The organism is Halomarina rubra (assembly GCF_023699475.1).
GTDB classification, from domain to species: Archaea; Halobacteriota; Halobacteria; order Halobacteriales; family Haloarculaceae; genus Halomarina; species Halomarina rubra.
Map to the genome: position 1 here is coordinate 457,944 of NZ_JALXFV010000002.1, position 25,363 is coordinate 483,306.

Consider the following 25,363-nt stretch of genomic DNA (forward strand, 5'->3'; position numbering starts at 1 on the left):
TCACACTCGCATGAACCCTCCCCACTCACGTCGGTCGTTTCTGAAAGCCACCGGTGCCGCCGCGCTCTCCCTCCCGCTGGCTGGCTGTAGCGCTCTCGACAGCAGTTCCGGTGGCGTCGTTCTCGGTGACGTCCTCATCAGTAACTTCTACGACGACCCACAGACCGTCCGCGTCGAACTCGAACGCGACGGCGACGACGGCCCCATCTACGAGGGCGTCCACACGGTCGACCCACCGACTGGACGGGTCGGCGGACTGACCGTCGTCGAGGCGACGTGGCCGGAGACGCCGGCGGTGTACGAGTTGACATACACCGTCCGCGAGGACGAGACCATGGACGTTCGGCGGGTCCACCTCACCGCGGAGTCCATCGACGAAGAACACGTCTGTGCTGCACCACGTATCTCGCTCGGAGCGTGGCAGGAGCCGTACAGCACCGTCCAGATAGAAGGGAGAGCGGGGAGGTCCGCCGAGCACTGCCCCGCCAGCACACGGCGTTCTCAGACGACGAGCGACCGCAACTGACAGGACAGCACCACGGTGTCGTCCTGATTCAGCACCTCGGCGTCGTAGGTCAACACGCCGTTGCCCTCCGGGTGGTCTTTCGGTTCCTTCTCCGTGACTTCGAGTTCGACGTGGATGGTGTCCCCGACGAACGTCGGCGCACGGAACCGGAGGCGGTCGACGCCGTAGAACGCGACGACGGCCTCGCGTTCTGCGACCGAGCGGTTCTGCCAGAGCAAGCCCGTCATCGCCGAGAACACGAACGCGCCGTGGGCGATGCGCTCGCCGAACCCGGAGTCGGCCATCCGTTCGGCGTCGGTGTGGAGGTGGTTGAAGTCGCCGCTGACGCCCGCGAAGTTGACGACGTCCGCGCCGGTGACGGTCCGCCCCTGCGTGGTGATTCGGCTGCCGACCTCCGTCTGCTCGAAGACGCTCTCGGGGTCGACGTCCTCGGGGTCGTCCGTCACGCCTCCTCACCTCGGAACAGGCGGTAGGAGGTGCCGCCGGTGGCGACGGTCTTCTCCTCGCCGTCGTGTTCGTTCGTGACCCGTGCCTCGGTGACGCCCATCGAGCGGCCGGCGCGCACCACGTCGGCCTCGACGCGCAGGTCGTTCGTCGCCGGGCGGAGATACCGGACGTTCATGTCCGTCGTCGTGAGGCGGGCGTCGGGGCCGAGCACCGAGCGCAGCGCGAACCCGCTGGCGGTGTCGACGAGCGTCGCCGTCAGTCCGCCGTGCATCGAGACGTTCGCGAGGTTGGTGAATCGGTCGTCGAACGGGAGGGTGAGCACCGCGTGCCCCTCGCGAGCGGTGACGAGTTCGACGCCGAGCAGTCCGAACAGGCCGTGGCTCTCGGCCTCGCCACGGAGTTCCTCCTCGACGGCGTCCGCTTCTGCGGTCGAGAGGTCGCCCGTCGCCCGCGGCCCAGCGTCCTCGCCCATCTACTTGCCCTCGAACTCCGCGTCGCGCTTCTCCATGAACGCGGCCGCGCCCTCCTGCATGTCCTCGGTTCCCAGGAGCAGGCCGAACGCCTGCGCTTCGAGTTCGAGGCCGGCCGAGAGGTCCTGGTCGCGACCGGCGTTCATCACCTGCTTGGCCTTCTGGAGCGCGATGGGTGGTCCCGAAACGAGGTCGTCGACGTACTCGGCGACCACGTCGTCGAACTCGTCGTCGTCGACGGCGCGGTTGATGAGGCCCCACTCCTCGGCGAGTTCGGCGTCGATGCGGTGGCCCCGGAAGACGAGTTCCTTCGCGCGGGCGTCGCTGAGCATCCGAATCGCACGCTGCGTCCCGCCGCCACCGGGGATGAGCCCCAGGTTGATCTCCGGGAACCCGAACTCCGAGTCCTCGGTGGCGATACGCAGGTCACAGGCGAGCGCGAGTTCGTTTCCGCCGCCGAGACAGTAGCCGTCGATCTTCGCGAGCGTCGGTCGCGGGTAGTTCGCGACGGCCTCGAAGAACTCGGTGACGCCCTTCTCGTGGGGTTCGATGCCCGAGAACCCGGTGATGTCCGCACCCGCCGAGAACGCCTTCCCACCCGTCCCTTCGAAGGTGACGGCGCGGACGTCGTCCTGTGGCGTCGAATCGAGGAGGTGCATCACCTCGTCCATCAGGTCGCCGTTGAGTGCGTTCAGGCGCTCGGGGCGGTCGAGCGTGATCTCGAGGAGTCCCTCGTCGCTCAGCGAGTGCTCGATGGTGTGGTAGGTGCGCTCGCCGTCACCGCCGCCGTAGGAGTAGAACCCCTCACCGGCGTCCTCGCCGGTTTTCCCGGCCTCGACGAGTTCGACGAGGTAGTCGGCGGGTTCGTAGCGATTCTCGCCGGTCTCCTCGTGGAGCGTCCGGAGTTTGTCGAGGACGGTGTCGAGCCCCATCTTGTCCGCGCGGCGACACGGCCCCTCGGGGAACCCCGTCCCGAGGCGCATCCCCGTGTCGATGGCGTCGGGGGTCGCCACGTCGTCGCCGACGAGTTTCGCCGCCTCGTTGACGATACGCGCCTCGACGCGGAGCGTGTCGAACCCCTCGCCGTCGCCCGGTTCGTACGTCGTCCCGTCGCCGTCCTCGTAGTCGTAGTACCCCTTCCCGGTCTTCTGGCCGAGTTCCTCGGCGTCGACCTTCTCCTGGACGACCGGCGGTATGGGTTTGCCCGCCTCCTTCCTGACGTGGTAGCCGATGTCGATACCGGTCATGTCGGAGAGTTCGAACGGTCCCATAGGGTAGCCCCGCTGGTGGACCATCGCGGCGTCGGCCTGTTCGACGGTCGCGACGCCCTCCGAGACCATCCACGCCGCCTCGTCGCCGAACGGTCCGAGCACGCTGTTGACGACGAAGCCGTTGACGTCCTTGCGGACGTAGATGGGCGTCTTTCCGCAGGACTCGACGAACGCGTAGGCGGCCTCCGCGGTCTCGTCGCTCGTCTCGTCGCCGTAGATGACCTCGACGAGGTCCATCTTCACGGGCGGGTTGAAGTAGTGCATCCCGACGACGCGCGAGGGGTCGTCGGTGACGCTCGCGATCTCGGTGATCGAGAGCGAGGAGGTGTTCGACGCGAGGATGGCGTCGGCGGGGGCGTGCTCGGCGAGATCGCCGAACACGTCCTTCTTGATGCTCATCTGCTCTGGGGCGGCCTCGATGACCAGGTCGGCGTCGGCGACTGCCTCCGCCAGGTCCACCGCCGTCGAGATGCGACCCATGACCTCGTCGGGGTCCTGGTCGACGAGGCCCTTCTCGGAGAGTTTCTCCAGGCTCCAGCGGATGCTGTCGTAGCCGTCCTGGACGATATCCTCCTCGATGTCGCGCATCACGACGTCGTACCCCGCGAGGGCGGTGACTTCGGCGATGCCGTGGCCCATGCTCCCGGCACCGAGCACCGTGACGTGACTTATGTCATCGATGTCCATGCACGCAGAGCATCCGCCGGCGGCTTAGTTCCACCGCCGTCGGTGAGAACTGCGCCGATATCTCGGTGTCACACTGTCCCGAACGAAAACGTGTGTCTGACACTCGCCTGACGGACGCTTATGTATTCAGAGCTGAACGGTAGGGTATGACCGACGGTTCTACCAGCACGTCCGCGGCCTCGGAGCGGGGGCCGCGTCGCGTCGACATCGAGGTGCTCGTCGCCGACGACACGGAGGACCGGCCGGACGTCGAAGCCGCTTCGAGAATCGACGTCGCCGTCGGTGAGCAGCTCTACCCCACTGCGAAACTCCGTGACGGCCGGTACGTCGCGTGGTGGTTCGACGCCCACGCCCCCGCCGTCGACTCGGAGGTGACGACCGAGTGGGTCGTCGGTCCGACGCGCTTTCTCGCCGCCGCCACCCTCGGGGAACTGTGGGAGGACCCCCGCTCGTTCGAGGCACTGACGAGCTAACCCCCGCCTTCGGCCCTCCACGGGACACGGCCACTACGTTGAGAGTCCTGCTCCGTTCACTCGCCGACTCGCAACTCGCGGGTCCCTACCGCTCTCCGCTCACGTTTCCCGAGACCCTCACTCGCTACGCTCGTTCGCGTCTCGCAACTCGCTCGGTCGCTCTCGCTCCGCTCACTCACCATCTCGAAGCTTGAACTTCTGAACCTTCCCGCTCGGGTTCTTCGGCAACTCGTCGACGAACTCGTACGCCCGCGGTCGCTTGAAGTCCGCGAGGTCGTCGCTGCGCTTGCAGTACGCTTCGAGGTCCGCGGCGGTCACGTCGCCGTCGGCGACGACGTAGGCGGTGACGAGTTCGCCCCACTCCTCGTCGGGTTGACCGACGACGGCCGCCTCGACGACGGCGTCGTGGGCGAACAGCACGTCCTCGACCTCGGTCGGGTAGATGTTCTCGCCTCCGGAGATTATCATGTCGTCCTTCCTGTCGACGACGTAGAGGTAGCCGTCCTCGTCCTGGTAGCCGAGGTCTCCCGAGTAGTACCACGTCCTGCCGTCGGCTTCGCGTAGCGAGCGCTCGGTCGCCTCCGGGCGGTTCCAGTACTCGCGCATCGTACAGGGTCCGGCGAACAGCACCTCGCCGATGGCACCCTGCTCGACGGTGTCGGTGGGGTGGCCGTCGGGCGTGACGACCCGGAGGTCGTGGTTGAGCGCGGCCAGTCCCGCAGAGCCCTGCTTGGGGACCTGTTCGTCGGGGTGCTGGAAGGTGCCACAGGGGCCGATCTCGGTCATGCCGTACGCCTGGAGGTAGTTCTCGGTGAACTGCTCGCGGCAGGCGTCGAGGACGCGTCTGGGCATCGGCGACGCACCGTAGAAGCCGATGGCGAGCGAGGAGACGTCGGCGTCGAGGTCCGGGGCGACCTGCGCGAGCGCGTTCCAGGCGGTCGGCGCGGCGAACATCTGCGTGACCTCGTACTCGTCGATGGCCTGGAGGACCGCGACCGGGTCGAACTCGTGGTGGACGACGCTCGTCGCGCCGACGTGGACCCGCGGGAACATGTTGGCGTGGAGTTCCGCGCAGTGGTACAGCGGGAGACACGACAGGCCGACGTCGCTCTTGTCGATACCGCTCTCGGCGAGACAGATGATGCTGTGCTCGACCATCGAGCGGTGTTCGTGGACGACGCCCTTCGGCCGACCCGTCGTCCCGGAGGTGTAGATGAACGCGTAGACGTCGTCCTCGACGACCGTGGTGTCCGGGCGGTCGGCGCTGGCGTCCTCGACGGTCGCGTAGAAGTCCGCGGCGTACTCGGGCAGGTCCCCCGAGACGTCGCCCGTCGAGGCGGGACCGTCGACGGTGAGGAACGTCTCGACCGTCTCCAGCGAGTCGCGTGCCCCTTCGATAGCTCCGCGAGTCGCGTCCTCGAAGACGACCACGGAGGATTCGGCGTCGTTCAGGATGTACTCGACCTCGCCGGCTTTGAGCCGGTAGTTCAGCGGGTTGAACACCGCGCCGAGTTTCGCACAGGCGTAGACGGTGAGGACGATTTCGGTACCGTTGAACAGCAGCGTCGAGACCCGGTCGCCGTGTCCGACACCGGACTCGGCGAGGGCGTTCGCCAGTCGGTTCACTCGTTCGTCGAACTCGGCGAACGTCCAGCGCTGGCCCTTCCGGGGGTAGACGAGTGCGTCGCGGTCGGGGTACCGGCGTGCGCTCAGTTCCAACGTGTCGGCTATCGTGGGGTGCATAATCGTGCCACGGTAACGGGGGACGTAGTTCTACCGCCGCTCGTGCCCGTCCCTTCGAAACGTTGAAACGGCCGATGCGCTTGCGTTGGGACATGGAACTCCGGGTCATCGAGAACGAGCCGTCGGAGCTGTCGATAGAGATCGCCGGCGAGGACCACACGTTCATGAACGTGCTGAAGGGAGCACTGCTGGAGACCGAGGGTGTTACGGCGGCGACGTACGACGTGAACCCCGAGCAGTCCGGTGGCCAGACCGACCCCGTCCTCACCATCAAGACCGAGGAGGGTCGCGACGCGCTGGACGCACTCGCCGACGCCGCGGGCAACGTCAAGGCGAAGTCGACGTCGTTCCGCGAGACGTTCGAAGCCGCGCTCTGAGTCGGCCACGACACATCAGTTCTCTTCCGACTCTCCACACCCCGCTGTGTAGCGACCGCTCTCTCCCCGCGAGAACACTCCACCGTCTTTATGCCCGTACGTTCTGGAGTCTCGACACATGGTCTCGGTCCCCCGTCGCGCGGTGCCGGTCGTCCTCCTCTCGCTGGCCGCACTCGCGTTCGTCTGGTTCGTCCGCCCGTGGTTCCAACCGCTCGCCTATCGCCTGTTCGTCGAGTCCCCCGGCGTCCTCCAGTGGCTCGGCGTCGTCGCACTGCTCCTCGTCGCGTACGCCCTCTACGGCACGCGCAACGGCTGGGTCGGCACCGACACCCACGTCCAGACCGACGCCGGGCAGGTGCCGGTCGTCGTCGTGGCGTTCGGCTTCCTGGTCGTCCTCGCCCTCGTCGTCGGTGGCGGCGTCGGTGGTCTGTACGAGGCGGAGGCGACCTCCGAGCGCGTCGGTGCGACCGTCACCGACGTCGAGTCGTTGCCCGAGACGAACTCGGAGACCGCACGGGTGCTCCCCCAGACGGTCGCCCGGCAGTACGCCGAGAACTCCCTCCAGTATCCTCGCTATCGTCTCGCCGGTGGTGACATCACCGTCGTCGACGGGACACCACACTGGTCGTACGCGCTCGCCCCCGACGGCGGCCTCAACTCCGTGCGCCTGAAACAGCGCGGGGCGGCGTTCGTCGACATGACGACGACCGGCAAGTCCCTCGACATCCGCGAGGGCGAGTTCACCGTCGGGCAGGGGATGGCCGTCACCGACGACTACGAGTGGGCGCTGTCGAAACACGCCTACTGGCGGGACTACCGCGACCCGTTCGTCGTCCCCCACGACGGCGACCTGTACCTCGCGGTGCCCTACGTCACGCACGACTGGGAGTTCCGGGCGACCCCGCTCCCCCAGATGCACTCGGTCCCCGAGTTCGGCGGCGTCTCGGTCATCGCCCCCGACGGCTCGATAACCGACTTCTCGCCGGAGGAGGCCGTCGAGAGCGAGGTGCTCGCGGGGCAGAACGTCTACCCGTACGAACTCGCGCGCCACGAGGTCGCCTCGCGCGCCTACCAGAACGGCATCCTCAACACGTGGTTCGCCCACGAGGACCAACTCGAACTCGCGCCCGTCCCCGGCGAGAACGACCAGCCGTTCACCGTGTTCACCGAGGACGGCCCCTCGTACGTCCTCGCGGCCGAACCGTGGGGTGACGCCGCCGGCGTCTACCAGTTGTGGACCGTCGACGGGCGGACCGGCGCGCCCGAGCGACTGACGTTCCCCCGCACCGACGCCCTGCTCGGCCCCTCGCGAGCGACGGACGTCGCGATGCAACAGCCCGAGATATCCAGACTCAACGACGTCTCGCCGGCCGAACCCATCCCCGTCGTCCGGGACGGTCGCCTCTACTGGCAGGTCCACATCGTGCCGAACTCCTCGGCGGGGCTGTCGTACATCGCGTTCGTCGACGCGTCGACGCAGGACACCTACACGGTCCGGACCGGGAGCGCCGCGAAGGCGTTCATCGGCGGTGAGTCGGTCGAGGGTGGAGGGAACGAATCGACGGGCGGCGAGAGTGGGCCGAACGGCCCCGGCGACGGGCTCGTCATCGTCGTCGAGCGGCAGGACGGCACCACACAGCGGGTGACGGTCGGCGCGAACGACACCGTCGTCATCCGTCCTCGCGGGGGGACCGGGACGGAGGGCAACGCCAGCGGCAACGCGACGGCGACCGACCGGTCGCTCGCGGGCTGACCACTGGTTAGACGGTCGTCCGGATTCGTCTCGCTCCTCGCCGTCCTACCCGGCAGCGACGCGCCACGTGCCGTGAGTGGGACACCAGTAGGTCGCGGTCCTGAGGCGGGGGCAGTCGTCGCCGCAGTCCGGACAGCCCAGCGAGTCGGGTTCGTGAGCCGTCGAGACGCCCATCTCGGCGTACACCTCGCGCCACCCGCCACTGGGCGAGCGACGGTCGTCGGTCACGACTCCTCCTCGTCGTCATCACACCGCCAGCAGCGCTCGGTCAGCGCGGCGTCGGTCGATTCGAGACCGCAGCGCTCACACCGGTAGTAGTAGTGGTCGAGGCGGCCGTAGCGGTCGTAGCCCGGGTGGGGACCGGTCACCGACCGCGGTGGCGGCCGCTCGCCGTCCGGCGCGCCGGAACCCGCACGTTCATCTCGCTGTAGTGAGTTCGTTGCCATGAGTTCGCTCTCTGAACTCGGCGTTCGGGTGCTGGAACACCCGGCGCGTTTTCGCGCACCGCCGAAACACTCGTCAGTCGCGTCTCCCGGCAGGACGCACGTCCACTCCCTGCCGACTGGTGGGAGACGGTCGAACGGAGGACCGCGACGGGCAAAAGGGGGCGGCTAGCTCGGTGAAAGTAGAACTTCCTGAACGTACGGAGGCGGGTTCTCGGTGGTCTCGGCGGGCCTCTGAACAGTTTCACCGAGCGTCCGAGCGTCCGAGCGCTCAACAGACGACGGTGGTGACGTAGACCACGCCGTCCGGACCGGCGTGGATGTCGATACCGACCCGACCGTCGGCGTCGAGGAGCATCTCGCGCCCCTCGGGGCTCGAACGAAGCGGCGACGCGAGGGCGGCCGCGAGTTCCTCTGCGGAGTCGTAGTCCGCGACCGTTCCGGTCGTCCGCTCGCTCGTGTACGGCGAGTAGATGGTCGGTCCTTCGGCACACGTGGCATCGAACTCACCGAGCGACCCCGCGACCTCCCGGTCCTCGTAGTCGTCCGTCACGGCTCGCTGGTTCCAGAACGTCGCCATCGCGGTGAGCGTGTCGTCGCTCCGCAACGACGGTTCGCCGGCCGCGTCACGCTCCTCGTTGAACGCCGCGAGCATCCGTTCCTCGGCGGTGTCGAACCCGACGCCTCCGGCGGCGTCCGCGAACCCCGGGGGGTCGTCCACCGTCGGGGGGCCCTGCCCCGGCAACGAGACGACGCCCGTCCCCAGGAGGACGAACCCGACGACGACGACGGCGAGCACGCCTGCGACCGGGAGGAGACCGTCGAACCGCCCTGGCTGGCCGGTGTCGAACTCCTCTTCGTAGTCGAGACTCCGGCGTTCGAACGACATGCTGCCACAGCGCGAACACGGTGGCGAGTTCTTCGGCTGGGACTTCCCGCAGTCCGGACAGACCCACTGGAACCCTGGAGCGTCGCGTTCGACGCCGGCCGGGACGACGGCGCGTTCGAGCCGTTGGTAGCCACAGTCGTCGCACGGCGGGTCGTTGGCGGCGTGGGGGCGACCGCACTGCGGGCAGCGCCACTTCATCTTTCGGAGTTGATGTGTCGACACTGATGAACGTTCCGGTGTGTCGACGCCGACGCGTCCAAGAGAGCGGGTTCGGGTCGCTCAGGCGTCGAGCATCGCGTGGGCGGCGTCCACCGAGTCGGCTTCGCGCAGGTCGTAGTCTCGCTCGCCGACGCGGTTCATCTGCATGCGGGAGGCGACGGACTCGCTCTTCACGAGCACGACCGTTCCGACGTCGAGTCGCGAGAGCGCCCCCTTCGACCGCTGGAGGTACTCGGCGGCCTCCTGGTCGCTCGCCTTCATCGCCTTGGCGTCGACGACGACGTCGAAGCCGGGGTTCATACTCTCGAACGTCTCGACCGCGTCGCGCGTCGACCGGTCGGCCTCGTCCACGTCGAACATCCCTTCCATCGTGATGACGATTCGATTGTTGTCCTCGTCGACGTCCAGATACTGCATACCGACACTTCCGACATCTAGAACTTATCGCTTCCCCGACCAGTATCAGTGACGATACCGACGGTCGCGTTCTCAGCGCCGGACCGGGACGCCGTGGTCGTCGAGGTACGCCTTCGTCTCGTCGATGGTGTACTCCCCGAAGTGGAAGATGGAGGCCGCGAGCGCGGCGTCCGCGCCCGCCTCGAACGCTTCGCGCATGTGCTCGGGGCTGCCCGCCCCGGAGGAGGCGATGACGGGCGTCGAGACGGCGTCACACACAGCGCCGGTGAGGGGGAGGTCGTAGCCGTCTTTCGTCCCGTCGGAGTCGATGGAGTTGACGAACAGTTCGCCCGCACCGCGCTCTTCGGCCTCGCTCGCCCACGAGACGACGTCGACGCCCGTCCCCTCGCGGCCGCCCTTCTTCGTACACTCGAACCAGCACGACTCGCCGTCGACCTGCTCGTAGTGGTCGCCGGCTTCGTCGTAGCGCCGCCGGGCGTCGACGCTGATGACGATACACTGGTTGCCGAACGCGCGTGCCCCTTCGGTGATGAGTTCGGGTCGTTCGAGCGCGCCGGTCGTGATGGAGACCTTGTCCGCGCCGGCCCGGAGCGTCTCCTTGATGTCGTCGCGGGTCCGGATGCCCCCGCCGACGGTCAGCGGGATGAAACACTCGTCGGCGACCTGGCCGACGACGTCCAGCATCGTCTCGCGCCCCTCGGCGCTCGCGGTGATGTCGAGGAAGACGAACTCGTCGGCCCCGGCCGCGTTGTACTCGCGGGCGAGTTCGACCGGGTCACCCGTGTACTGGAGGTCCTCGAAGTGGACGCCGGTGTAGACCGCCGGCTCGCCGTCCTCGTCCACGTCCACGTCGATACACGGGATGATGCGTTTGGTCAGCACAGCCGTCCGTTACCGACCAGAGGTGTTCACGATTTCGACCGCGCGCCGAGGATGTCGCGGATCTCCTCCTCGCTCAACACGTCGACGAGGTCCTCGCCCGCCTCGTAGCGCCGCAGTTGGTCGGTGTCCAGCACCGTCCCGAGGTCGTCCTCCTCGAGCCGAGAGAGGAGCATCCGGTCCAGGTCCGCCGGGTCGTAGCCGGGAATCGACATGGTCGCTCTTGACGCGTGATAGCAATAGTCGTTTCTCGCGTCGGTGTTCGGACAGGTCACCCCGAGTCGGCGTTCGTCACCGCCAGTCCCCACCGGCCGCCGCGGTCTCGGTGGGTCGATAGGTGTACTCGCCGAACCCGAGCAACGGCCAGAACACGAACGAGAGGAGGGTCAGACCGATGCCGAAGCCGAGTCCCTGGCCGAACCGGTCGGCGACGTCGACCATCAGCTTCAGCGCGACGAAGAAGTTCACGACCGGGACGAGCAGGCCCAGGAGCCACCACCCCGAGTTCTCACCGATCTTTATCATCAGGTAGGTGTTGTAGAACGGGATGATCGCCCCCCATCCCGGCTTTCCGGCCTTCTCGAACGCCTTCCACATCCCGGCGACGCTGACCAGCGCGATGGCAAGCATGACGAGCCAGAAGACCAGCAGTCCGCCACCGCCTTCCTGCAGCGGAATCGTCGTGTCGACTGTCGTGAGACTCACGCGACTCACTACTCCACGATGTGTGAAGAGTGTTCGTCTCACAGCACCCACCGACCCACCGACCCACCGACCCACCGACCCGCCCGCTCGCGGCACTCCGACAGGTCAAAGTACGCACCCCGAAGAGAACTCGGTATGAGCGACCACGCGGACCACCAGGAACATCAGGACGTCAGCGGCAGTGACCACCCCGAACCGCGCCCGGACCACCGCCAGACCGCCCCACAAGGCCCCTACACGAACCGGATGGTCGGCATCGGGATGGTCGTCGCTCTGGTCGGCATCCTCGTCGTCTTCGGTCTCCCCGTCCTGCTCACGCTCTGAGGCGACACCACACCACCACTCGCGCTCTTCTGCCGTTCTCCTCGTCTCTCACTCGATCTCCCGGACCACCTGCGCCGGATTCCCCTGCACGACGACTCGTTCTGGCACGTCCTCGGTGACGACCGCTCCCGAGGCGATCATCGCGCCGTCACCGACGGAGACGCCGGGGTTGAGCACCGCTCGCCCGCCGACCCACACGTCGTCGCCCACCGTCACCGGCTTGCCGTACTCCAGTCCCGCCGCCCGTTCGTCGGGGTCGAGCGGGTGGGTCGCGGTGTAGACGTGGACGCCCGGCCCGAGCATGCAGTCGTCGCCGAACTCGACCCGGCAGACGTCGAGGAACACGCAGTCGAAGTTCGCGAAGAACCGGTCGCCGACGTGGACGTTGAACCCGTAGTCACACTGGAACGGCGGCCTGACCGTGACGTCCTCACCGACCGACCCGAACAGGTCGTCGAGGAGTCGTGTACGCTCGTCGCTCTCGTCGGCGTCGGTCCGGTCGAACCGCGCCGTCAGTTCTCGTGCCTCGCGGTGTGCCGCGACGAGCTCCGGGTCGGTGGGGTCGTACAGCTCCCCGGCGAGCATCTTCGCCTTCTCCGAGTCCATCGGTCGGTGGTCGACCGTCGCCGTGAAAAACCCCCGCACGTCTCTCGGTCGTGTCTCGACGCTACTCCAGTTCCCGTTCGACGACCGAGCGCAGGTCGCGAATCGTCGCCGCGTCGTAGTCGAGCGTCTCCCCGGCGACGGTCAGCGAGAGCGCCCCCGAGCCGTCCGTCTCGCCCACCTCGGCGACCGGTGCGACGTCGTCGAACGCCTCGCGCACCGCGTCGGGGTCGCTCGTCTCGACCACTGCACGACCGGCCTGTTCGTGGAACAGGAGTTCCGCGGCGCTGGCGTCGGCGTCGAGAGTGACCGTCGCGCCCGCGTCGTCGGTGACCATCTCGGCGAGCGTCACCGCGAGGCCACCGTGACTGGCGTCGTGGACCGCGAGCGTCGCGCCGTCGGCCGCCACGTCCGCGAGCGCGTCGACCAGTTCGGCGGGGGCTTCGGGCAGCGTCGGGAACCGGTCGGTCCCGCCGACCTGCGCGAGCAGTTCCGAACCGCCGAGGCCGGCGTCCTCGCCTGCGAGCGCACCGTCACCGACGACGAGCAGCGTCCCCTCGCCGGTGAACGCACTGGACGGGGCTTCGTACCCGGCCTTCGCTCCCACCATCGCCAGCGTCGGCGTCGGGGGGATGGGGCCGGAGGCGGAGTCGTTGTACAGCGAGACGTTCCCGCCGACGACGGGCACCGAGAGGTCCCCACACATGTCGGCGAGGCCGTCGACGATGGCCCGGAACCCGCCGTAGACGTCGGGCTTCTCGGGGTTGCCACCGTTGAGACAGTCGACGGCGGCGAGCGGTCGCGCCCCCGTCGCGGCGACGTTCGTCGCGTTCTCCAGAGCGACGGCGCGCGCGCCCTCGTAGGGGTTGGCCGTCGTCCAGTTCGGCTCCGCCCCCGAGGAGAACGCGAGGCCGGTGTCGGCCTCCCGAATCGCGACGAGCGCGGCGTCACCGCCCGGGCCGACGGCGGTCCGGGTGCCGACCTCGTGGTCGTACTGGCGGTACACCCACGCCTTGCTCGCGGTGGAGGGTGCGCCGACGACCGCCTCGAACGCCGCGGCGAGGTCGACGTCGGGGAGGTCTCGCTCCTGCGGTTCGGGGTCGACGTGGTCGAGGTCGTTCATCGGTGCGCCGTCGGCGAGGTACTCGGCGGAGACGTCGACGACCGTCTCGGTCTCGCCTGCCTCGTCCGTGAACGTGCAGGTGTAGTTCCCGTCCGTGACCTCGCCGATGACCGAACAGCCGAGGTGGAACCGGTCGGCGAGTTCCGCGACGCGGTCGACGTCCTCGGGGCGAACCTCGTACACCATCCGCTCCTGGGACTCCGCGAGGAGGATTTCGAGGGGGTGCATGTCGGGTTCGCGCTGGTGGACGCGTTCGAGTTCGATGGCCGCACCGAGACCGCCTTTCGCGACGAGTTCCGAGGACGCGCCGCCCAGACCCGCAGCACCGAGGTCGCGGGCCGACCGGACGAGGTCCTCGTCGAGCAGCGCCTCGTTGCACTCGACGAGGCGTTTCTCGGCGTACGGGTCGCCGACCTGCACTGCCGGTCTATCCTCGGTCTCGGCGTCTTCGGCGAGGTCCTCGCTCGCGAACGACGCGCCGCCGAGACCGTCTCGTCCGGTGCCGTTGCCGAGGAGGACGAGCGCGTTGCCCGGCTCCTGTGCGACGGCGGTGACGAGACGGTCGTCGTTCAGTAGGCCGACACACGCGACGTTGACGAGCGGGTTGCCGACGTAGTCCTCGTGGAACGCGACGCTCCCCGTGACGGTCGGGACGCCGATGCAGTTGCCGTAGTGGCCGATGCCCTCGACGACGCCGTCCATCAGGTACCGGGAGTGCTCGCGCTCGAACGGACCGAAGTACAGCGAGTCGGCGAGCGCGATGGGGTACGCCCCCATCGACAGCGTGTCCCGGACGATGCCGCCGACGCCGGTGGCCGCGCCGTCGAACGGGTCGACGTACGACGGGTGGTTGTGGCTCTCGATGCCGAGCGTGACGTACCACTCCTCGGAGTAGCCCTCGCCGGCGGCGTCGGGGAGCGCGACGACGGCGGCGTCGTCGCCCGGTCCGACGACGACCTGGTCGCCCGCGGAGTCGAACGCCGACAGCAGGGGCCGCGAGGAGCGATACGCGCAGTGCTCGCTCCAGAGGTTCTCGAACAGTGCCTCCTCGGTTGGGGTGGGGTCGCGACCCAGCTCCGCGACGACGAGTTCCCGGTCCGCCTCGGCGAGACTCATTCACTTTCCTGCTGGGCGAGGCGGGATTAGAGCGTTTCCATATGCACGTTCGTGCACCCGCGCCTCCGGGACCGGTTGGCTTTTGCGACTCCCCGCCGAATCCCTGACTGTGCTGTCGGTCGAGCTACACTGTCACTCCGACCTCTCGTACGACGGGCGCGACCCCGTCGAACTCCTCCTCGAACAGGCGGCAGCGGTCGGACTGGACGCGCTGGCCGTCACCGACCACGACGAGATAGACGCCTCGCTCCGGATGGCCGAGTTGGCCCCGGAGTACGGACTGGTCGGCATCACCGGGATGGAGGTCACGTCCGCGGCGGGTCACGTCCTCGGGTTCGGTATCGAAGAGCGCGTCCCCGCCGGTCTGTCGTTCACCGAGACCGTCGAGCGAATCCGCGAACAGGGTGGAATCGCCGTCGTCCCCCACCCGTTCCAGCGGTCGCGCCACGGCGTCGCGCCACACATCTCGAACGACGAACTCGCCTCGGCGGACGCCATCGAGGTGTACAACTCCCGGCTGTTCACCGGCCGGTCGAACCGCCGCGCCGAACGGTTCGCCGAACGGCGCAACCTCCCGATGACCGCCGGGAGCGACGCTCACATCGCCGAGATGGTCGGCCAGGCGGTGACACAGGTCGCGACCGACGAGCGGTCGGTCGACGGCATCCTCGACGCCGTCGCGGACGGCCGGACGACGGTCGTCGGCAACAGGACGCCGTGGCGCGTCAGCGTACGCCAGTTCGGTGGCGGCGTGAAACGACGTGCCCGGATGGCGGCGTTCTCGGTGTTCTGAGCCGGCGTTCTGCGGCAGAGACAGGGCGTTCGTCGCGAACGAGAAACGAGCGTCGAGACAGACGCGCTCCGTCAGCGGAGGTCCGGCAACGAGACGACGCCCTCGCGCATCGCGACGAGCAGTCGTTCTTCGACCTCCAACTCGGCCCAGTCGTCCGGGCGGGCGGCGACGGGCACCGAGTCGACGCGCTCCAGGACGTCGGCGCGCAGGAAGTGACCGAACGAACAGCCGTTCTCGCACGACCGCATCACCGACGGTGCCCTGAACGACCGCGTGATGCGTGCCCCGCAGGTCGGACAGACGTAGGTGTGTTCCCGACCCATCAGAGCGACGGCGCGCCGCTCTCGGCTTCGAGCAGTTCGTGGTAGCGATTCCGGATGGTGACCTCCGAGATGTTCGCCACGTCCGAGACCTCGCTCTGGGTCACCTTCTCGTTGGTGAGCAGCGAGGCGGCGTAGACGGAGGCGGCGGCGAGGCCGACGGGCGACTTCCCGGAGTGGATGCCGGCCTCCTTGGCGTTGCGAAGCAGTTCGCGAGCGCGACGCTCTGACTCGTCGGAGAGGTCGAGGTCGCTGGCGAACCGCGGGACGTAGCTCTCGGGGTCCGCCGGCTGAATCTCCAGACTCAGTTCTCGGACGACGTAGCGGTAGGTGCGGGCGATCTCGTCCTTCTCGACGCGGCTCACGTCTGTGATCTCGTCGAGACTTCGGGGGGTTCCCGCCTGGCGGGCGGCAGCGTACAGCGCACTCGTGGCGACGCCCTCGATGGAGCGGCCCGGCAGGAGGTCCTCGCTCAGCGCGCGGCGGTAGATGACGCTCGCGGTCTCCCGAACGTTCTCGGGCAGGCCGAGCGCACTGGCCATCCGGTCGATCTCTCCGAGCGCCTGCTTCAGGTTGCGCTCCTTCGAGTCGCGGGTGCGGAACCGCTCGTTCCACGTGCGCAGGCGCTGCATCTTCTCGCGCTGGCGGCTGGACAGGGTGTTCCCGTAGGCGTCCTTGTCCTGCCAGCCGATGTTCGTCGACAGCCCCTTGTCGTGCATCATGTTGGTGGTGGGGGCACCGACGCGGGACTTCTGGTCTTTCTCCGCGGAGTCGAACGCGCGCCACTCGGGGCCGCGGTCGACGGCGTCCTCCTCGACGACGAGGCCGCAGTCCTGGCAGACCGTCTCGCCGTGCTCCGAATCGGACTCTAACCGCCCGCCACACTCCGGACAGGTGGTGGTGGACTCGCTGCTCTCTTCCTCCTCGGCCCGTTCCTCCTCGCTCGTCCGTTGGCGGATGCTGGTGTCTGTCATTTGGATTGGGGTAGCCGACGCCCGAAAACCTGTGCTGGCTACCAATTAGTTGTGTCTCGCAGGACTTAAATCTGTTGAACGAGGAACCGGCAGAGGACGCCGCTGTCTACCGATTCCGGCTATCGAAACCCTTAGTGTATCGCCGAGACAGGTCCGGACATGAGCGAACCCGTCGACCCCGAGGAGGTCCGTCACGTCGCGGACCTCGCCCGGGTCGCCCTCAACGACGAGGAGGCGACCCGGTTCGCCGAGCAGTTCGGCGACATCCTCGCGTACTTCGATGCACTGGACGAGGTCCCGGCCGTCGAGCGCGACGCCGACCTCACGAACGTCATGCGGGCCGACGACACCCGCGAGGGTCTCTCCCAGGAGGAGGCGCTGCGGAACGCCCCCGAGACCGTCGACGGCTACTTCAAGGGCCCACGGGTGTCGTAGATGGGCGACTCGGAGTACAACGCCTTCGTCACCGAGACGACCATCGAGGGGGCCGACGACGGTCCGCTCGCCGGCAAGACCGTCGCCGTCAAGGACAACATCTCCACCGAGGGCGTCCGCACGACCTGTGGCTCGGCGATGCTCGCCGACTACGTTCCCCCCTACGACGCGACGGTCGTCCAGCGACTGAAAGAGGCCGGTGCGACCATCGTCGGGAAGGCCAACATGGACGAGTTCGGCATGGGCTCGACGACCGAGACCTCGGCGTACGGCCCGACCGAGAACCCCGCCGCCCCCGGTCGCGTCCCCGGCGGCTCCTCGGGTGGCTCTGCGGCCGCCGTCGCCGGCGGCCTCGCGGACCTCGCACTCGGCACCGACACCGGTGGCTCCATCCGCAACCCCGCGGCGTTCTGTGGCGTCGTCGGCATCAAACCGACCTACGGGCTGGTCTCGCGGTACGGCCTCGTCGCCTACGCGAACTCGCTCGAACAGGTCGGCCCGCTCGCGCCGACCGTCGAGGAGGCCGCCGCCCTGCTCGACGTCGTCGCCGGCCCGGACGACCACGACGCGACGACCCGACAGGAGGGTGCCGACGCCGACTACGCCGCGGCCGCCGACGGTGACGTCGAGGGCATGACCGTCGGCGTCCCCACCGAACTCGTCGAGGGCGCGGACGAGGGCGTCCGCGAGACGTTCGAGGCCGCGCTGGACGACCTCCGAGCGCAGGGCGTCGAGACCGTCGAGGTGTCGTTGCCGTCCGTCGAGACCGCCGTGCAGGCGTACTACGTCATCGCGATGTCCGAAGCCTCCTCGAACCTCGCACGCTACGACGGCGTGCGCTACGGCGTCTCCGGTGGCTACGAGGGCGACTGGAACGAGTCGTTCGCCGAGGGCCGCGAGGAGGGCTTCGGCGAGGAGGTCAAACGCCGCGTCCTGCTCGGCACGTACGCGCTGTCGGCGGGCTACCACGACAAGTACTACGCGAAGGCCCAGGACGCCCGCGCGTGGATTCAGCAGGACTTCGACGAGGCGTTCGCCGAGGCCGACGTGCTGGCCTCGCCGACGATGCCCGTCCCGCCGTTCGAGATGGGCGAGAGCCTCGACGACCCGCTCCAGCTCTACCTCTCGGACGCCAACACCGTCCCCGTGAACCTCGCGAACCTCCCGGCCATCTCCGTTCCGGCGGGCGAGACCGACGGCCTGCCCGTCGGGATGCAGTTCGTCGGCCCGGCGTTCGGCGAACACGCCATCGTCCGCGCCGCGAGCGCGCTGGAGTGACTCGGCGAGGAGGTCGGTCGAGCCCCCTGCCGGCGGCCGACCCCCCGTGTCGAAGCTGTCCCTCGACGGTACCGAACTCCTGACGGTTCCGTATCAGATATCGTCGCGCAGTCGCCCGAAAACGGGGAAAGGGATTAGCCGTCTCCCCCGAAACAACCGTCCGATAGTTCATGAAGGTTGAGATGCGGACCACGGACTTCCTCGACCGGGCGCTCGACCTGTACTCGGACGTCGTCGGCGTCGTCGCCCACGACGGCACCGAGTACACCTACGCCGAGTTCGGGGAGCGGGTGAACCGACTGTCGAACGTGCTGGCCGACCACGGCGTCTCCCAAGGCGACAGGGTCGCGTTGCTCGCGCCGAACACCCACTACTTCCTGGAGACGCTGTACGCGACGAACCAGCTCGGGGCGGTGTTCGTCCCGATGAACTACCGCCTCGTCGGCGAGGAGTTCCAGTACATCCTCGAGGACTGTGGCGCGAACACGGTCATCGCGGACTACGACTACGCCCACGAGGTCGAGAAAGTGCGCGACGCGGTGCCCGCCGAGACGTTCATCGGCTACCGCGCCGACGACATCGAAGGCGACTGGACGGACTACGAACGTCTGCTCGCCGACGCCTCGCCCGAGGCTCCCGACCGGCCCGACATCTCCGAGGACGACGACGCCTCCATCAACTACACCTCGGGGACCACGGGCGACCCGAAAGGTGTGGTCCGGACCCACCGCACCGAGCACTGGCACGCGCTGGTGCTCAACCAGCACATGGAGATTCGGGACGACGACACCTACCTCTGGACGCTCCCGATGTTCCACTGCAACGGCTGGGGCCACACCTACGCCATCACCGGGACGGGTGGGACCCACATCTGTCAGCGGACGTTCGAGGCCGAGGGCACCCTGCGACGCATCCGCGACTACGACGTGACGTTCATGTGCGGCGCGCCGACCGTCCTCAACCGCGTCGTCCAGTACCACGAGGAGCACCCCGACGTGGCGACGACGGGCGACCGCGAACTCCGCATCGCGACCGCCGGGAGCGCCCCGCCGAAAGCCACCATCGACACCGTCGAGAACGACGTCGGCTGGCGCATCATCCACATCTACGGCCTGACCGAGACCGCGCCCATCATCACCACCTCGAACTCCCCGCGTCGCCTCGCCGAACGCGGGTCGGGACTGAAGTCGTTCCAGGGCAGCGAGACGCTCTGTACCGACGTTCGCGTGGTCGACGAGGACGGCAACGACGTCCCCCGCGACAACCGCTCGATGGGCGAGATCGTCGTCAAGGGCAACCAGGTGCTCGACCGCTACCTCAACAAGGAAGAGGAGACCCACGAGGCGTTCAACGCCCGCCTCCCGGGGTACTTCCACACCGGCGACCTCGCGACGATGGACGAAGACGGGATGATCGCCATCCAGGACCGCAAGAAGGACATCATCATCTCCGGCGGCGAGAACGTCTCCTCCATCGAGGTCGAGGACACCCTCTACGACCACCCGGACATCCTCAAGGTCGCCGTCATCCCCACCCCGAGCGACGAGTGGGGCGAGACGGTGACCGCCCTCGTCGTCCCCAAGGAGGGCGCGGACCTCACCGCCGAGGACATCGAGGAGTTCTCGCGTGAGCACATGGCTGGCTACAAGATTCCACGCCGTATCGAGTTCGTCGAGGACCTCCCCGAGACGGCCACCGGGAAGGTCCAGAAGTACCAGCTCAGGCAGGACTACTGGGAGGACGAGGAACGGCTCATCGGTTAGAACTATTTTCTTCGTCGGGTGTCCTCGCAGACGCTGCGCGTCCGCTGCGGGCACCACTCCTCGAAAAGCGTTCGTACGAAAAGGCCGCCCACTCACTGCGTTCGCTCGCGGTTCAATCTACGAGTAGCACTCGCACCACACAGCCGGCCGGCTTCGATAGACCCGTGCCGAGTGTGTATCTGGTCTATCTCTAGATTGTTGGTAATTCAACACTTGTCAGACAATCATTTATTTGTAAGAATGACCAGTAGACTTATACTTCTCACGAGAGGACCACTTGGTGGACGCACTCACTTCGAATGTAAAGGACACTGTGAAGGTGGAAGAGTTCCGGCACGTCCTGCAGTGTGTCCGGCCATCGGGTAGCCGACGTAGTGCCTCTGACAGCCCATCGACGCTGTCCGATGGCCTCTTCTGTTCAAACGTGATGGAGCGCGCTCATTCCAACGCAGAGTGGTTCCGTAGACGGCGAGGCTCGAGTGAACGACCCACGCTCACTGTCCGACGGTCGATTCAGGCCGATGATTACTGAAAACGACCTCGACACAGCGTCCGCACGTGCGAAGCGAGTGCGGTTTGCCGCGAGGCGCGGGTTTCGGGCCGTCGGCCCGAAACCGCATGCCGTAGCGTTCACGTGAACGTCGTTCACGTGCGCTCACGAGACGCGCCACGTCTCGTGAACGGCGTAGCCGCAACGCGAGCGCCGAGCGGAGTGACTGAACCCCCGGAGGGAGTGAGGGAATCCTTTTGCCGCCAGAATTCGGAGATTTCTGGCTGCTAACCGAAAGCCGCCGACTTTCGGTGATGGTCCAGCTTTCACCCCCGGGAGCCGGAGACCCCCGGTCGTGGATAAAAGGTGGGTTCAGTAGTGCCAGGGGTAGTCGTCGAAGTCCGGGTCACGGCCTTCGACGAACGCGTCGCGGCCCTCGGCGGCCTCGTCGGTCATGTACCCCAGTCGCGTCGCCTCGCCCGCGAACACCTGCTGGCCAACGAGTCCGTCCGAGTCGAGGTTGAACGCGTACTTCAGCATCCGCATGGCGGTGGGCGATTTGGAGTTGATCTCTGCGCCCCACTCCAGTGCGGTCTCCTCCAGGTCGTCGTGAGGGACGGCTTCGTTGACCATGCCCATGTCGGCGGCCTCCTCGGCGGAGTAGGTCTTGCCGAGGAAGAACACCTCGCGGGCTTTCTTCTGCCCGACCTGTTGGGCGAGGTACGCCGAGCCGAACCCGGCGTCGAAGCTCGCCACGTCGGGGTCGGTCTGGAGGAACTTCGCGTGCTCCGCGCTCGCGAGCGTGAGGTCACAGACGACGTGCAGCGAGTGACCGCCGCCGACCGCCCAGCCGGGCACGACGGCGACGACGGGTTTGGGCATGAACCGGATGGCCCGCTGGACTTCGAGGATGTGGAGGCGACCCGTCTCGGAGGCACCCTCCTCGTCGCCCTCGTACTGGTAGCCGTCGCCGCCGCGGATGCGCTGGTCGCCGCCCGACGAGAACGCCCAGCCGCCGTCCTTCGAGGAGGGGCCGTTGCCGGTGACGAGCACACAGCCCACGTCCGTCTGGCGTTTGGCGTGGTCGAGCGCGGTGTGGAGTTCGTCGACCGTTCGTGGTCGGAACGCGTTGCGCACGTCGGGGCGGTCGAACGCGATACGCACCGTCCCCTGCTCGCGGGCGCGGTGGTAGGTCACGTCCTCGAAGTCGAAGCCCTCGACGGGGTCCCAGCGGTCGGGGTCGAAGATGTCCGAAACCATACGAGGGCTGCGTGTGGCCGCTCGAAAAAGGTTGCCACAGGCGCGTCGTGTGGCGTTAGGTGTCGGGGTGTTGGGGTGTCGGCGTCCGTGTTAGCGTCGGGGGCGGTCGACCGAGTAGTAGTGTCCGTGTCGACGTTCGAGCGCCACCGGTCGTTTCGGATTTCGAGTACGTCGTTCGCCCCCTCTTGAGTCACCGGCAGACTCCGCCGACACGACCATCCGGGTGTTCGCGAAGTCTGTGGTACGATGTCCCCCGGATGCTCCACCCCCGGCTCGGCGTCGACCGACGAGCGAACCGCGCTGCACGACGCGATGGCCCACCTCCACCGGCGGTGGGTCGTCGACGCGCTCGACACCTACGGCAGCCTCGACCTCTCGGCGCTCGCCGCACACGTCGTCCGTCGCGAGGAGGCGGCGGACGCGTCCGCCACGGACTCCATCGCCGTCGGTCTCTACCACAACCACCTCCCGAAACTCGACAGCGCCGGGTTCGTCGAGTTCGACGCCGAAGAGCGGGTGGCCGCGCCCGGCGAGCGAATCGAGACGACGGCCGCCCGCCTCGATGCGACCGGCCTCGCCCTCTCGGACTGATTCAGGCCGTCTCCAGCGTCAGCAGTGCGCCGACGACGACGCCGGCAGCTACGGTCATTCCCGCTGCGACGAGGCCGACCAGGACCGCTCCTTCGACGAGCAGCGCGTAGAGGAGGACGACGAGCGACACCGCCACCGCACCGGCGACGGGCCAGCGGACGACCGCCAGCCCTCGTTCGCTCGCGTAGGCGAACCCCAGCCAACTCAGTCCCACCCAGACGACGGCGACGGAGACGACGGCGACCCCGAGGACGGGCACTCCCTCGATGAGCACCGTGAACGACAGCACGGCCAGGGCGAACAGGGCGAGAGCGGCCCAGAGCAGGCGTGGCAGCGGATTCATCGACTCGAAGGGGGACCGGTGGTCGGAAGCCATACGGTACGTTCACGACTGTCGACAATAACGGTTGGTGTCGGCGGCGTCGGTTCTCGCTCGCTCTGCCGGAGACGACCCGCTCAGCCCAGCGTCTCGTGGACGCGCTCGTTCAGCGCCTCCCGGTGGCGGTGGCTCGCCTCGCTGTCGGTGCGAACCTCGACGACCTGCGTGCCCGGACTGTCGAGCGAGGCGCGGTAGGCGTCTCGGAAGCCCTCGCGCGTGTCGGTGGTGACGAACTCCAGGCCGTAGAGGTCGGCGACCGGCGAGAAGTCGAGGCCGTGGGGCGTCCGGAAGTAGCCGGTGAACGGCGGGTCGAACCGCTCGATGGGGAGGACGCGGAAGATGCCGCCGCCGTCGTTGTTGACGAGGACGACGGTGGCGTCGACGTCCGCTCGGCTACACGCGAGTAGCCCGGTCAGGTCGTGGTAGAACGCCAGGTCGCCGGTGACGAGCACCAGCGGGTCGTCGGTGGCGTGGCCCGCGCCCAGCGCCGTCGAGGTGATGCCGTCGATGCCCGACGCGCCGCGGTTCCCGAGGGCGGTGACGCCCGCCCCCCGCGGTCGGGCGAAGCGGTCGAGGTCGCGCACCGGCATCGAGTTCGAGACGAACAGCGTCGCCGGGTCGGGCAGGTTCGACACGGTCTCGCGGAGCACCGCGCCCTCGAACCACGTCTCGTCGGCGGCGACGAGGCTCCAGTAGTCGGCTTCGAGTGTAGCGAGACGGTCGTGCCACGCCCCTCGCCCGCGTCCGTTCCCGCGCCCACTCCCGACGCGGTCGGCGAGCGCCCACGCGAGGCGGGTCGGGTCGGCGGTGACGAGGTCGGTCGCGGTGAACGTCGCCTCGCGCCACTCCCCCGCCGGGTCGACGACGACCTGTCGCGCTCCCGAGTCCCGGAGGTAGTGGCGGAGCGGTTTCGAGGTCGGCGACGCGCCGAAGCGGAGCACGAGGTCGGGGACGTCGGCGGGGGCGGTCGGGTCGAGCGCACCGAGCCAGGAATCGTACCCTCCCGCGACGAGAACGTCGTCGGTCTCGACGTGGTCGCCGAACCGGACGCCCGAGAGCGGGTCGGCGAGCACCGGGAACCCGGTCGCTCGTGCGAGGTCGGACAGCGCGTCGGTGTCGAGGTCGCTGTCGGGGCCGGCGACGAGCAGGCCGCGGTCGGCGTCCGCGATGGCCCGCGCGAGGCGGTCGCGCTGGTCGTCCGGTAGCGCCATCCGCCCGGGAGTCACCTCGACCCACGGTCCGTCGCGGCCCTCGACCACCTCACGGTGGTCGTCGAGGAACTCGTCGGTGACGTCGCCGTCGACGGTGGTCGGTTCGAGCGGCTTCTCGAACGGGCAGTTCAGGTGGACCGGTCCCGGGTCCGTCCCGGTCGCGGTGCCGACGGCCCGCGACAGCGCCGTCCGCAGCGCACGCAGCTTTCGGCCGTCGGCGGCGGGTTCGGGGAGCGTCCGGTACTGCCTGACGGCGTCCCCGAACAGCTTCTCCTGGTCGATGGTCTGGTTCGCGCCGCTGTCCTGGAGGACGCGCGGTCGGTCGGCCGTCAGGAGCAACATCGGGACTCTGGCCTGGTTGGCCTCGACGACGGCGGGGTGGAAGTTCGCCAGCGCGGTCCCCGAGGTGGAGACGAGCGGGACGGGTCGTCCCGTCCGTCTCGCCCGCCCGAGCGCGAAGAACGCCGCCGAGCGCTCGTCGAGCAGCGAGACGGCCTCGATACCGTCGTGTTCGGCGACCGCGACGGTCAGCGGCGTGCTTCGACTGCCCGGTGCGAGGACGGCCGTGTCGACGCCCGCCTTCGCGAGTTCGTCGGCGACGACGCGCCCCCACAGCGTGTTACGGTTGGGGACGCTCATTCGCCGGAGGGGGTCCCGGTGTCGCCAGTGGGGGCGGTGTGGTCGGTGTCGTCGTCCGTCGCACCCGCTGCCCCGTCCCGGCGCAGTTCGTCGAGGATGGGCCGGTACTTCAGGCGGACCTCGTCCCACTCGGCGGCGGGGTCGGAGTCGCCGACGATGCCGTTGCCCGCGAACAGGGTCGCCTGCCGACCGCCGGCGACGCCCGAGCGGATGGCGACCGCGAACTCGCCGTCGCCGGCGGCGTCGAACCAGCCGACGGGCGAGGCGTACCACCCCCGGTCGAACGACTCCGTCTCGCGGATGACGCGCTGGGCGACGCGCGGCGGGAGGCCGCCGACGGCCGGCGTCGGGTGGAGCGCCTCGACGATGTCGAGGACGTGGCCCTCGGCGTCCAGCGTCGCCTCGATGGGCGTCCGGAGGTGCTGGATGGTCGCCAACCGGTGGACGTGTTGGTCACCCACTCGAACCTCGCCGAGCGGCGCGAGCTGTTCTCGGATGGCGTCGACGACGAGCCCCTGTTCGTGCTGGATCTTCTCGCTGTCGACGAGGTCGGCCGCGAGGTCGGCGTCCTCCTCGGGGGTGTCCCCGCGGGCGGCCGACCCCGCGAGCGCCTCGGTCCGGACCTCCCGTCCGTCGAGGTGGACGAGGCGTTCTGGCGGCGCGCCGAAGAAGCCGGCCGCGTCGGTCGGCCGGACGAGGAACCGGTAGCACTCGGGGTACGTTCGGCGCAGGCGTTCGAGGACGTCGGGGACGTCGACCTCGCCG

General features: G+C 68.3%; 28 protein-coding genes and 1 pseudogene (1 of these 29 running past the window's edge). 10 read left to right on the plus strand and 19 right to left on the minus strand.

Annotated features, from left to right (window positions below; genetic code table 11):
* Nucleotides 1-10 precede the first annotated feature (10 nt).
* Nucleotides 11-526, plus strand: coding sequence for a twin-arginine translocation signal domain-containing protein (locus M1L36_RS03605; protein ID WP_250872343.1), 516 nt, complete (start codon nucleotides 11-13; stop codon nucleotides 524-526).
* On the opposite strand, the gene M1L36_RS03610 is transcribed toward M1L36_RS03605, so the two are convergent.
* Genes M1L36_RS03610 through M1L36_RS03620 form a run of 3 tightly spaced genes read right to left on the minus strand, consistent with a single transcriptional unit; the run spans nucleotide 502 to nucleotide 3,401 of the window.
* Nucleotides 502-972, minus strand: a complete 471-nt coding sequence (locus M1L36_RS03610; RefSeq protein WP_369694203.1) for a MaoC/PaaZ C-terminal domain-containing protein — start codon at nucleotides 970-972, stop codon at nucleotides 502-504. The two genes, M1L36_RS03605 and M1L36_RS03610, sit on opposite strands and share 25 nt — an antisense overlap.
* Nucleotides 969-1,445, minus strand: a complete 477-nt coding sequence (locus M1L36_RS03615; protein ID WP_250872344.1) for a PaaI family thioesterase — start codon at nucleotides 1,443-1,445, stop codon at nucleotides 969-971. The genes M1L36_RS03610 and M1L36_RS03615 overlap by 4 nt, the downstream gene beginning before the upstream one ends.
* Nucleotides 1,446-3,401 (minus strand): 3-hydroxyacyl-CoA dehydrogenase/enoyl-CoA hydratase family protein, encoded by a 1,956-nt coding sequence (locus M1L36_RS03620; RefSeq protein ID WP_250872345.1) that lies wholly within the window; start codon nucleotides 3,399-3,401, stop codon nucleotides 1,446-1,448.
* Between the two features lie 146 nt (nucleotides 3,402-3,547).
* Here M1L36_RS03620 and M1L36_RS03625 point away from each other — a divergent pair, with 146 nt between their 5' ends.
* Nucleotides 3,548-3,874 carry a hypothetical protein gene (locus tag M1L36_RS03625; RefSeq protein ID WP_250872346.1) on the plus strand — a complete coding sequence of 109 codons (327 nt, stop codon included), beginning with the start codon at nucleotides 3,548-3,550 and terminating at the stop codon, nucleotides 3,872-3,874.
* Between the two features lie 171 nt (nucleotides 3,875-4,045).
* Here M1L36_RS03625 and M1L36_RS03630 read toward each other — a convergent pair whose 3' ends face one another.
* Nucleotides 4,046-5,617, minus strand: coding sequence for a long-chain-fatty-acid--CoA ligase (locus tag M1L36_RS03630; protein WP_250872347.1), 1,572 nt, complete (start codon nucleotides 5,615-5,617; stop codon nucleotides 4,046-4,048).
* Nucleotides 5,618-5,709: 92 nt separating this feature from the next.
* Here M1L36_RS03630 and M1L36_RS03635 point away from each other — a divergent pair, with 92 nt between their 5' ends.
* Both M1L36_RS03635 and M1L36_RS03640 read left to right on the plus strand, forming a co-directional pair.
* On the plus strand, nucleotides 5,710-5,994 hold the full coding sequence (locus M1L36_RS03635; RefSeq protein ID WP_250872348.1) for a DNA-directed RNA polymerase subunit L: 285 nt from the start codon (nucleotides 5,710-5,712) through the stop codon (nucleotides 5,992-5,994).
* A gap of 118 nt (nucleotides 5,995-6,112) precedes the next feature.
* The gene (locus tag M1L36_RS03640) at nucleotides 6,113-7,747 is read left to right on the plus strand and encodes a hypothetical protein (RefSeq protein WP_250872349.1); all 1,635 of its coding nucleotides are present in this window, start codon (nucleotides 6,113-6,115) and stop codon (nucleotides 7,745-7,747) included.
* 45 nt (nucleotides 7,748-7,792) lie between these two features.
* Here the strand turns inward: M1L36_RS03640 and M1L36_RS03645 are convergent, their stop codons facing one another.
* The 7 genes from M1L36_RS03645 to M1L36_RS03675 all read right to left on the minus strand — a co-directional run bounded on the left by M1L36_RS03645 (nucleotide 7,793) and on the right by M1L36_RS03675 (nucleotide 11,299).
* A complete protein-coding gene (locus M1L36_RS03645) occupies nucleotides 7,793-7,975 on the minus strand; it encodes a hypothetical protein (protein ID WP_250872350.1) in 183 nt (60 codons plus the stop codon).
* Entirely contained in the window at nucleotides 7,972-8,193 is a 222-nt protein-coding gene (locus M1L36_RS03650; RefSeq protein ID WP_250872351.1) for a DUF8118 domain-containing protein, read from the minus strand. The genes M1L36_RS03645 and M1L36_RS03650 overlap by 4 nt, the downstream gene beginning before the upstream one ends.
* A gap of 268 nt (nucleotides 8,194-8,461) precedes the next feature.
* On the minus strand, nucleotides 8,462-9,277 hold the full coding sequence (locus tag M1L36_RS03655) for a hypothetical protein (protein WP_250872352.1): 816 nt from the start codon (nucleotides 9,275-9,277) through the stop codon (nucleotides 8,462-8,464).
* An 81-nt stretch (nucleotides 9,278-9,358) separates the two neighbouring features.
* Entirely contained in the window at nucleotides 9,359-9,715 is a 357-nt protein-coding gene (locus M1L36_RS03660) for a hypothetical protein (RefSeq protein WP_250872353.1), read from the minus strand.
* A 72-nt stretch (nucleotides 9,716-9,787) separates the two neighbouring features.
* Nucleotides 9,788-10,597 carry an imidazole glycerol phosphate synthase subunit HisF gene (hisF, locus tag M1L36_RS03665; protein ID WP_250872354.1) on the minus strand — a complete coding sequence of 270 codons (810 nt, stop codon included), beginning with the start codon at nucleotides 10,595-10,597 and terminating at the stop codon, nucleotides 9,788-9,790.
* A gap of 26 nt (nucleotides 10,598-10,623) precedes the next feature.
* Entirely contained in the window at nucleotides 10,624-10,809 is a 186-nt protein-coding gene (locus M1L36_RS03670; protein ID WP_250872355.1) for a DUF8027 family protein, read from the minus strand.
* Between the two features lie 76 nt (nucleotides 10,810-10,885).
* Complete coding sequence (locus M1L36_RS03675) at nucleotides 10,886-11,299, minus strand: DUF5684 domain-containing protein (protein ID WP_250872356.1); 414 nt, start codon at nucleotides 11,297-11,299, stop codon at nucleotides 10,886-10,888.
* Between the two features lie 135 nt (nucleotides 11,300-11,434).
* On the opposite strand from M1L36_RS03675, the gene M1L36_RS03680 reads away from it, so the two are divergent.
* A complete protein-coding gene (locus tag M1L36_RS03680) occupies nucleotides 11,435-11,623 on the plus strand; it encodes a DUF7550 family protein (RefSeq protein WP_250872357.1) in 189 nt (62 codons plus the stop codon).
* Nucleotides 11,624-11,671: 48 nt separating this feature from the next.
* On the opposite strand, the gene M1L36_RS03685 is transcribed toward M1L36_RS03680, so the two are convergent.
* Together M1L36_RS03685 and purL are read right to left on the minus strand one after the other, a co-directional pair.
* The gene (locus tag M1L36_RS03685) at nucleotides 11,672-12,229 is read right to left on the minus strand and encodes a sugar O-acetyltransferase (protein ID WP_250872358.1); all 558 of its coding nucleotides are present in this window, start codon (nucleotides 12,227-12,229) and stop codon (nucleotides 11,672-11,674) included.
* A 61-nt stretch (nucleotides 12,230-12,290) separates the two neighbouring features.
* Complete coding sequence (gene purL, locus M1L36_RS03690) at nucleotides 12,291-14,465, minus strand: phosphoribosylformylglycinamidine synthase subunit PurL (protein ID WP_250872359.1); 2,175 nt, start codon at nucleotides 14,463-14,465, stop codon at nucleotides 12,291-12,293.
* A gap of 109 nt (nucleotides 14,466-14,574) precedes the next feature.
* Between purL and M1L36_RS03695 the strand changes: the two genes are divergently transcribed.
* Nucleotides 14,575-15,258: a CehA/McbA family metallohydrolase gene (locus tag M1L36_RS03695; RefSeq protein WP_250872360.1), complete on the plus strand. Its 684-nt coding sequence runs from the start codon at nucleotides 14,575-14,577 to the stop codon at nucleotides 15,256-15,258.
* A gap of 71 nt (nucleotides 15,259-15,329) precedes the next feature.
* Here the strand turns inward: M1L36_RS03695 and M1L36_RS03700 are convergent, their stop codons facing one another.
* Both M1L36_RS03700 and M1L36_RS03705 read right to left on the minus strand, forming a co-directional pair.
* Nucleotides 15,330-15,581, minus strand: coding sequence for a hypothetical protein (locus M1L36_RS03700; RefSeq protein WP_250872361.1), 252 nt, complete (start codon nucleotides 15,579-15,581; stop codon nucleotides 15,330-15,332).
* Entirely contained in the window at nucleotides 15,581-16,552 is a 972-nt protein-coding gene (locus M1L36_RS03705; protein ID WP_250872362.1) for a transcription initiation factor IIB, read from the minus strand. The genes M1L36_RS03700 and M1L36_RS03705 overlap by 1 nt, the downstream gene beginning before the upstream one ends.
* Before the next feature lie 159 nt (nucleotides 16,553-16,711).
* Between M1L36_RS03705 and gatC the strand changes: the two genes are divergently transcribed.
* From gatC to M1L36_RS03720, 3 genes are all read left to right on the plus strand, one after another.
* Entirely contained in the window at nucleotides 16,712-16,987 is a 276-nt protein-coding gene (gatC, locus tag M1L36_RS03710; protein ID WP_250872363.1) for an Asp-tRNA(Asn)/Glu-tRNA(Gln) amidotransferase subunit GatC, read from the plus strand.
* A complete protein-coding gene (gene gatA, locus M1L36_RS03715; RefSeq protein WP_250872364.1) occupies nucleotides 16,988-18,265 on the plus strand; it encodes an Asp-tRNA(Asn)/Glu-tRNA(Gln) amidotransferase subunit GatA in 1,278 nt (425 codons plus the stop codon). It begins immediately after the preceding gene.
* 170 nt (nucleotides 18,266-18,435) lie between these two features.
* Nucleotides 18,436-20,028, plus strand: coding sequence for a class I adenylate-forming enzyme family protein (locus M1L36_RS03720; RefSeq protein ID WP_250872365.1), 1,593 nt, complete (start codon nucleotides 18,436-18,438; stop codon nucleotides 20,026-20,028).
* Between the two features lie 862 nt (nucleotides 20,029-20,890).
* On the opposite strand, the gene M1L36_RS03725 is transcribed toward M1L36_RS03720, so the two are convergent.
* Nucleotides 20,891-21,778, minus strand: coding sequence for a 1,4-dihydroxy-2-naphthoyl-CoA synthase (locus tag M1L36_RS03725; RefSeq protein WP_250872366.1), 888 nt, complete (start codon nucleotides 21,776-21,778; stop codon nucleotides 20,891-20,893).
* A 246-nt stretch (nucleotides 21,779-22,024) separates the two neighbouring features.
* On the opposite strand from M1L36_RS03725, the gene M1L36_RS03730 reads away from it, so the two are divergent.
* A complete protein-coding gene (locus tag M1L36_RS03730) occupies nucleotides 22,025-22,369 on the plus strand; it encodes a DUF7344 domain-containing protein (RefSeq protein ID WP_250872367.1) in 345 nt (114 codons plus the stop codon).
* 1 nt (nucleotide 22,370) lies between these two features.
* Here M1L36_RS03730 and M1L36_RS03735 read toward each other — a convergent pair whose 3' ends face one another.
* From M1L36_RS03735 to M1L36_RS03745, 3 genes and pseudogenes are all read right to left on the minus strand, one after another.
* Nucleotides 22,371-22,745 (minus strand): hypothetical protein, encoded by a 375-nt coding sequence (locus M1L36_RS03735; RefSeq protein WP_250872368.1) that lies wholly within the window; start codon nucleotides 22,743-22,745, stop codon nucleotides 22,371-22,373.
* Nucleotides 22,746-22,825: 80 nt separating this feature from the next.
* The gene (gene menD / locus M1L36_RS03740; RefSeq protein ID WP_250872369.1) at nucleotides 22,826-24,598 is read right to left on the minus strand and encodes a 2-succinyl-5-enolpyruvyl-6-hydroxy-3-cyclohexene-1-carboxylic-acid synthase; all 1,773 of its coding nucleotides are present in this window, start codon (nucleotides 24,596-24,598) and stop codon (nucleotides 22,826-22,828) included.
* Between the two features lie 80 nt (nucleotides 24,599-24,678).
* Nucleotides 24,679-25,363: pseudogene (locus M1L36_RS03745) on the minus strand (isochorismate synthase); its annotated part runs 659 nt beyond the window's last position; the annotation flags it as partial.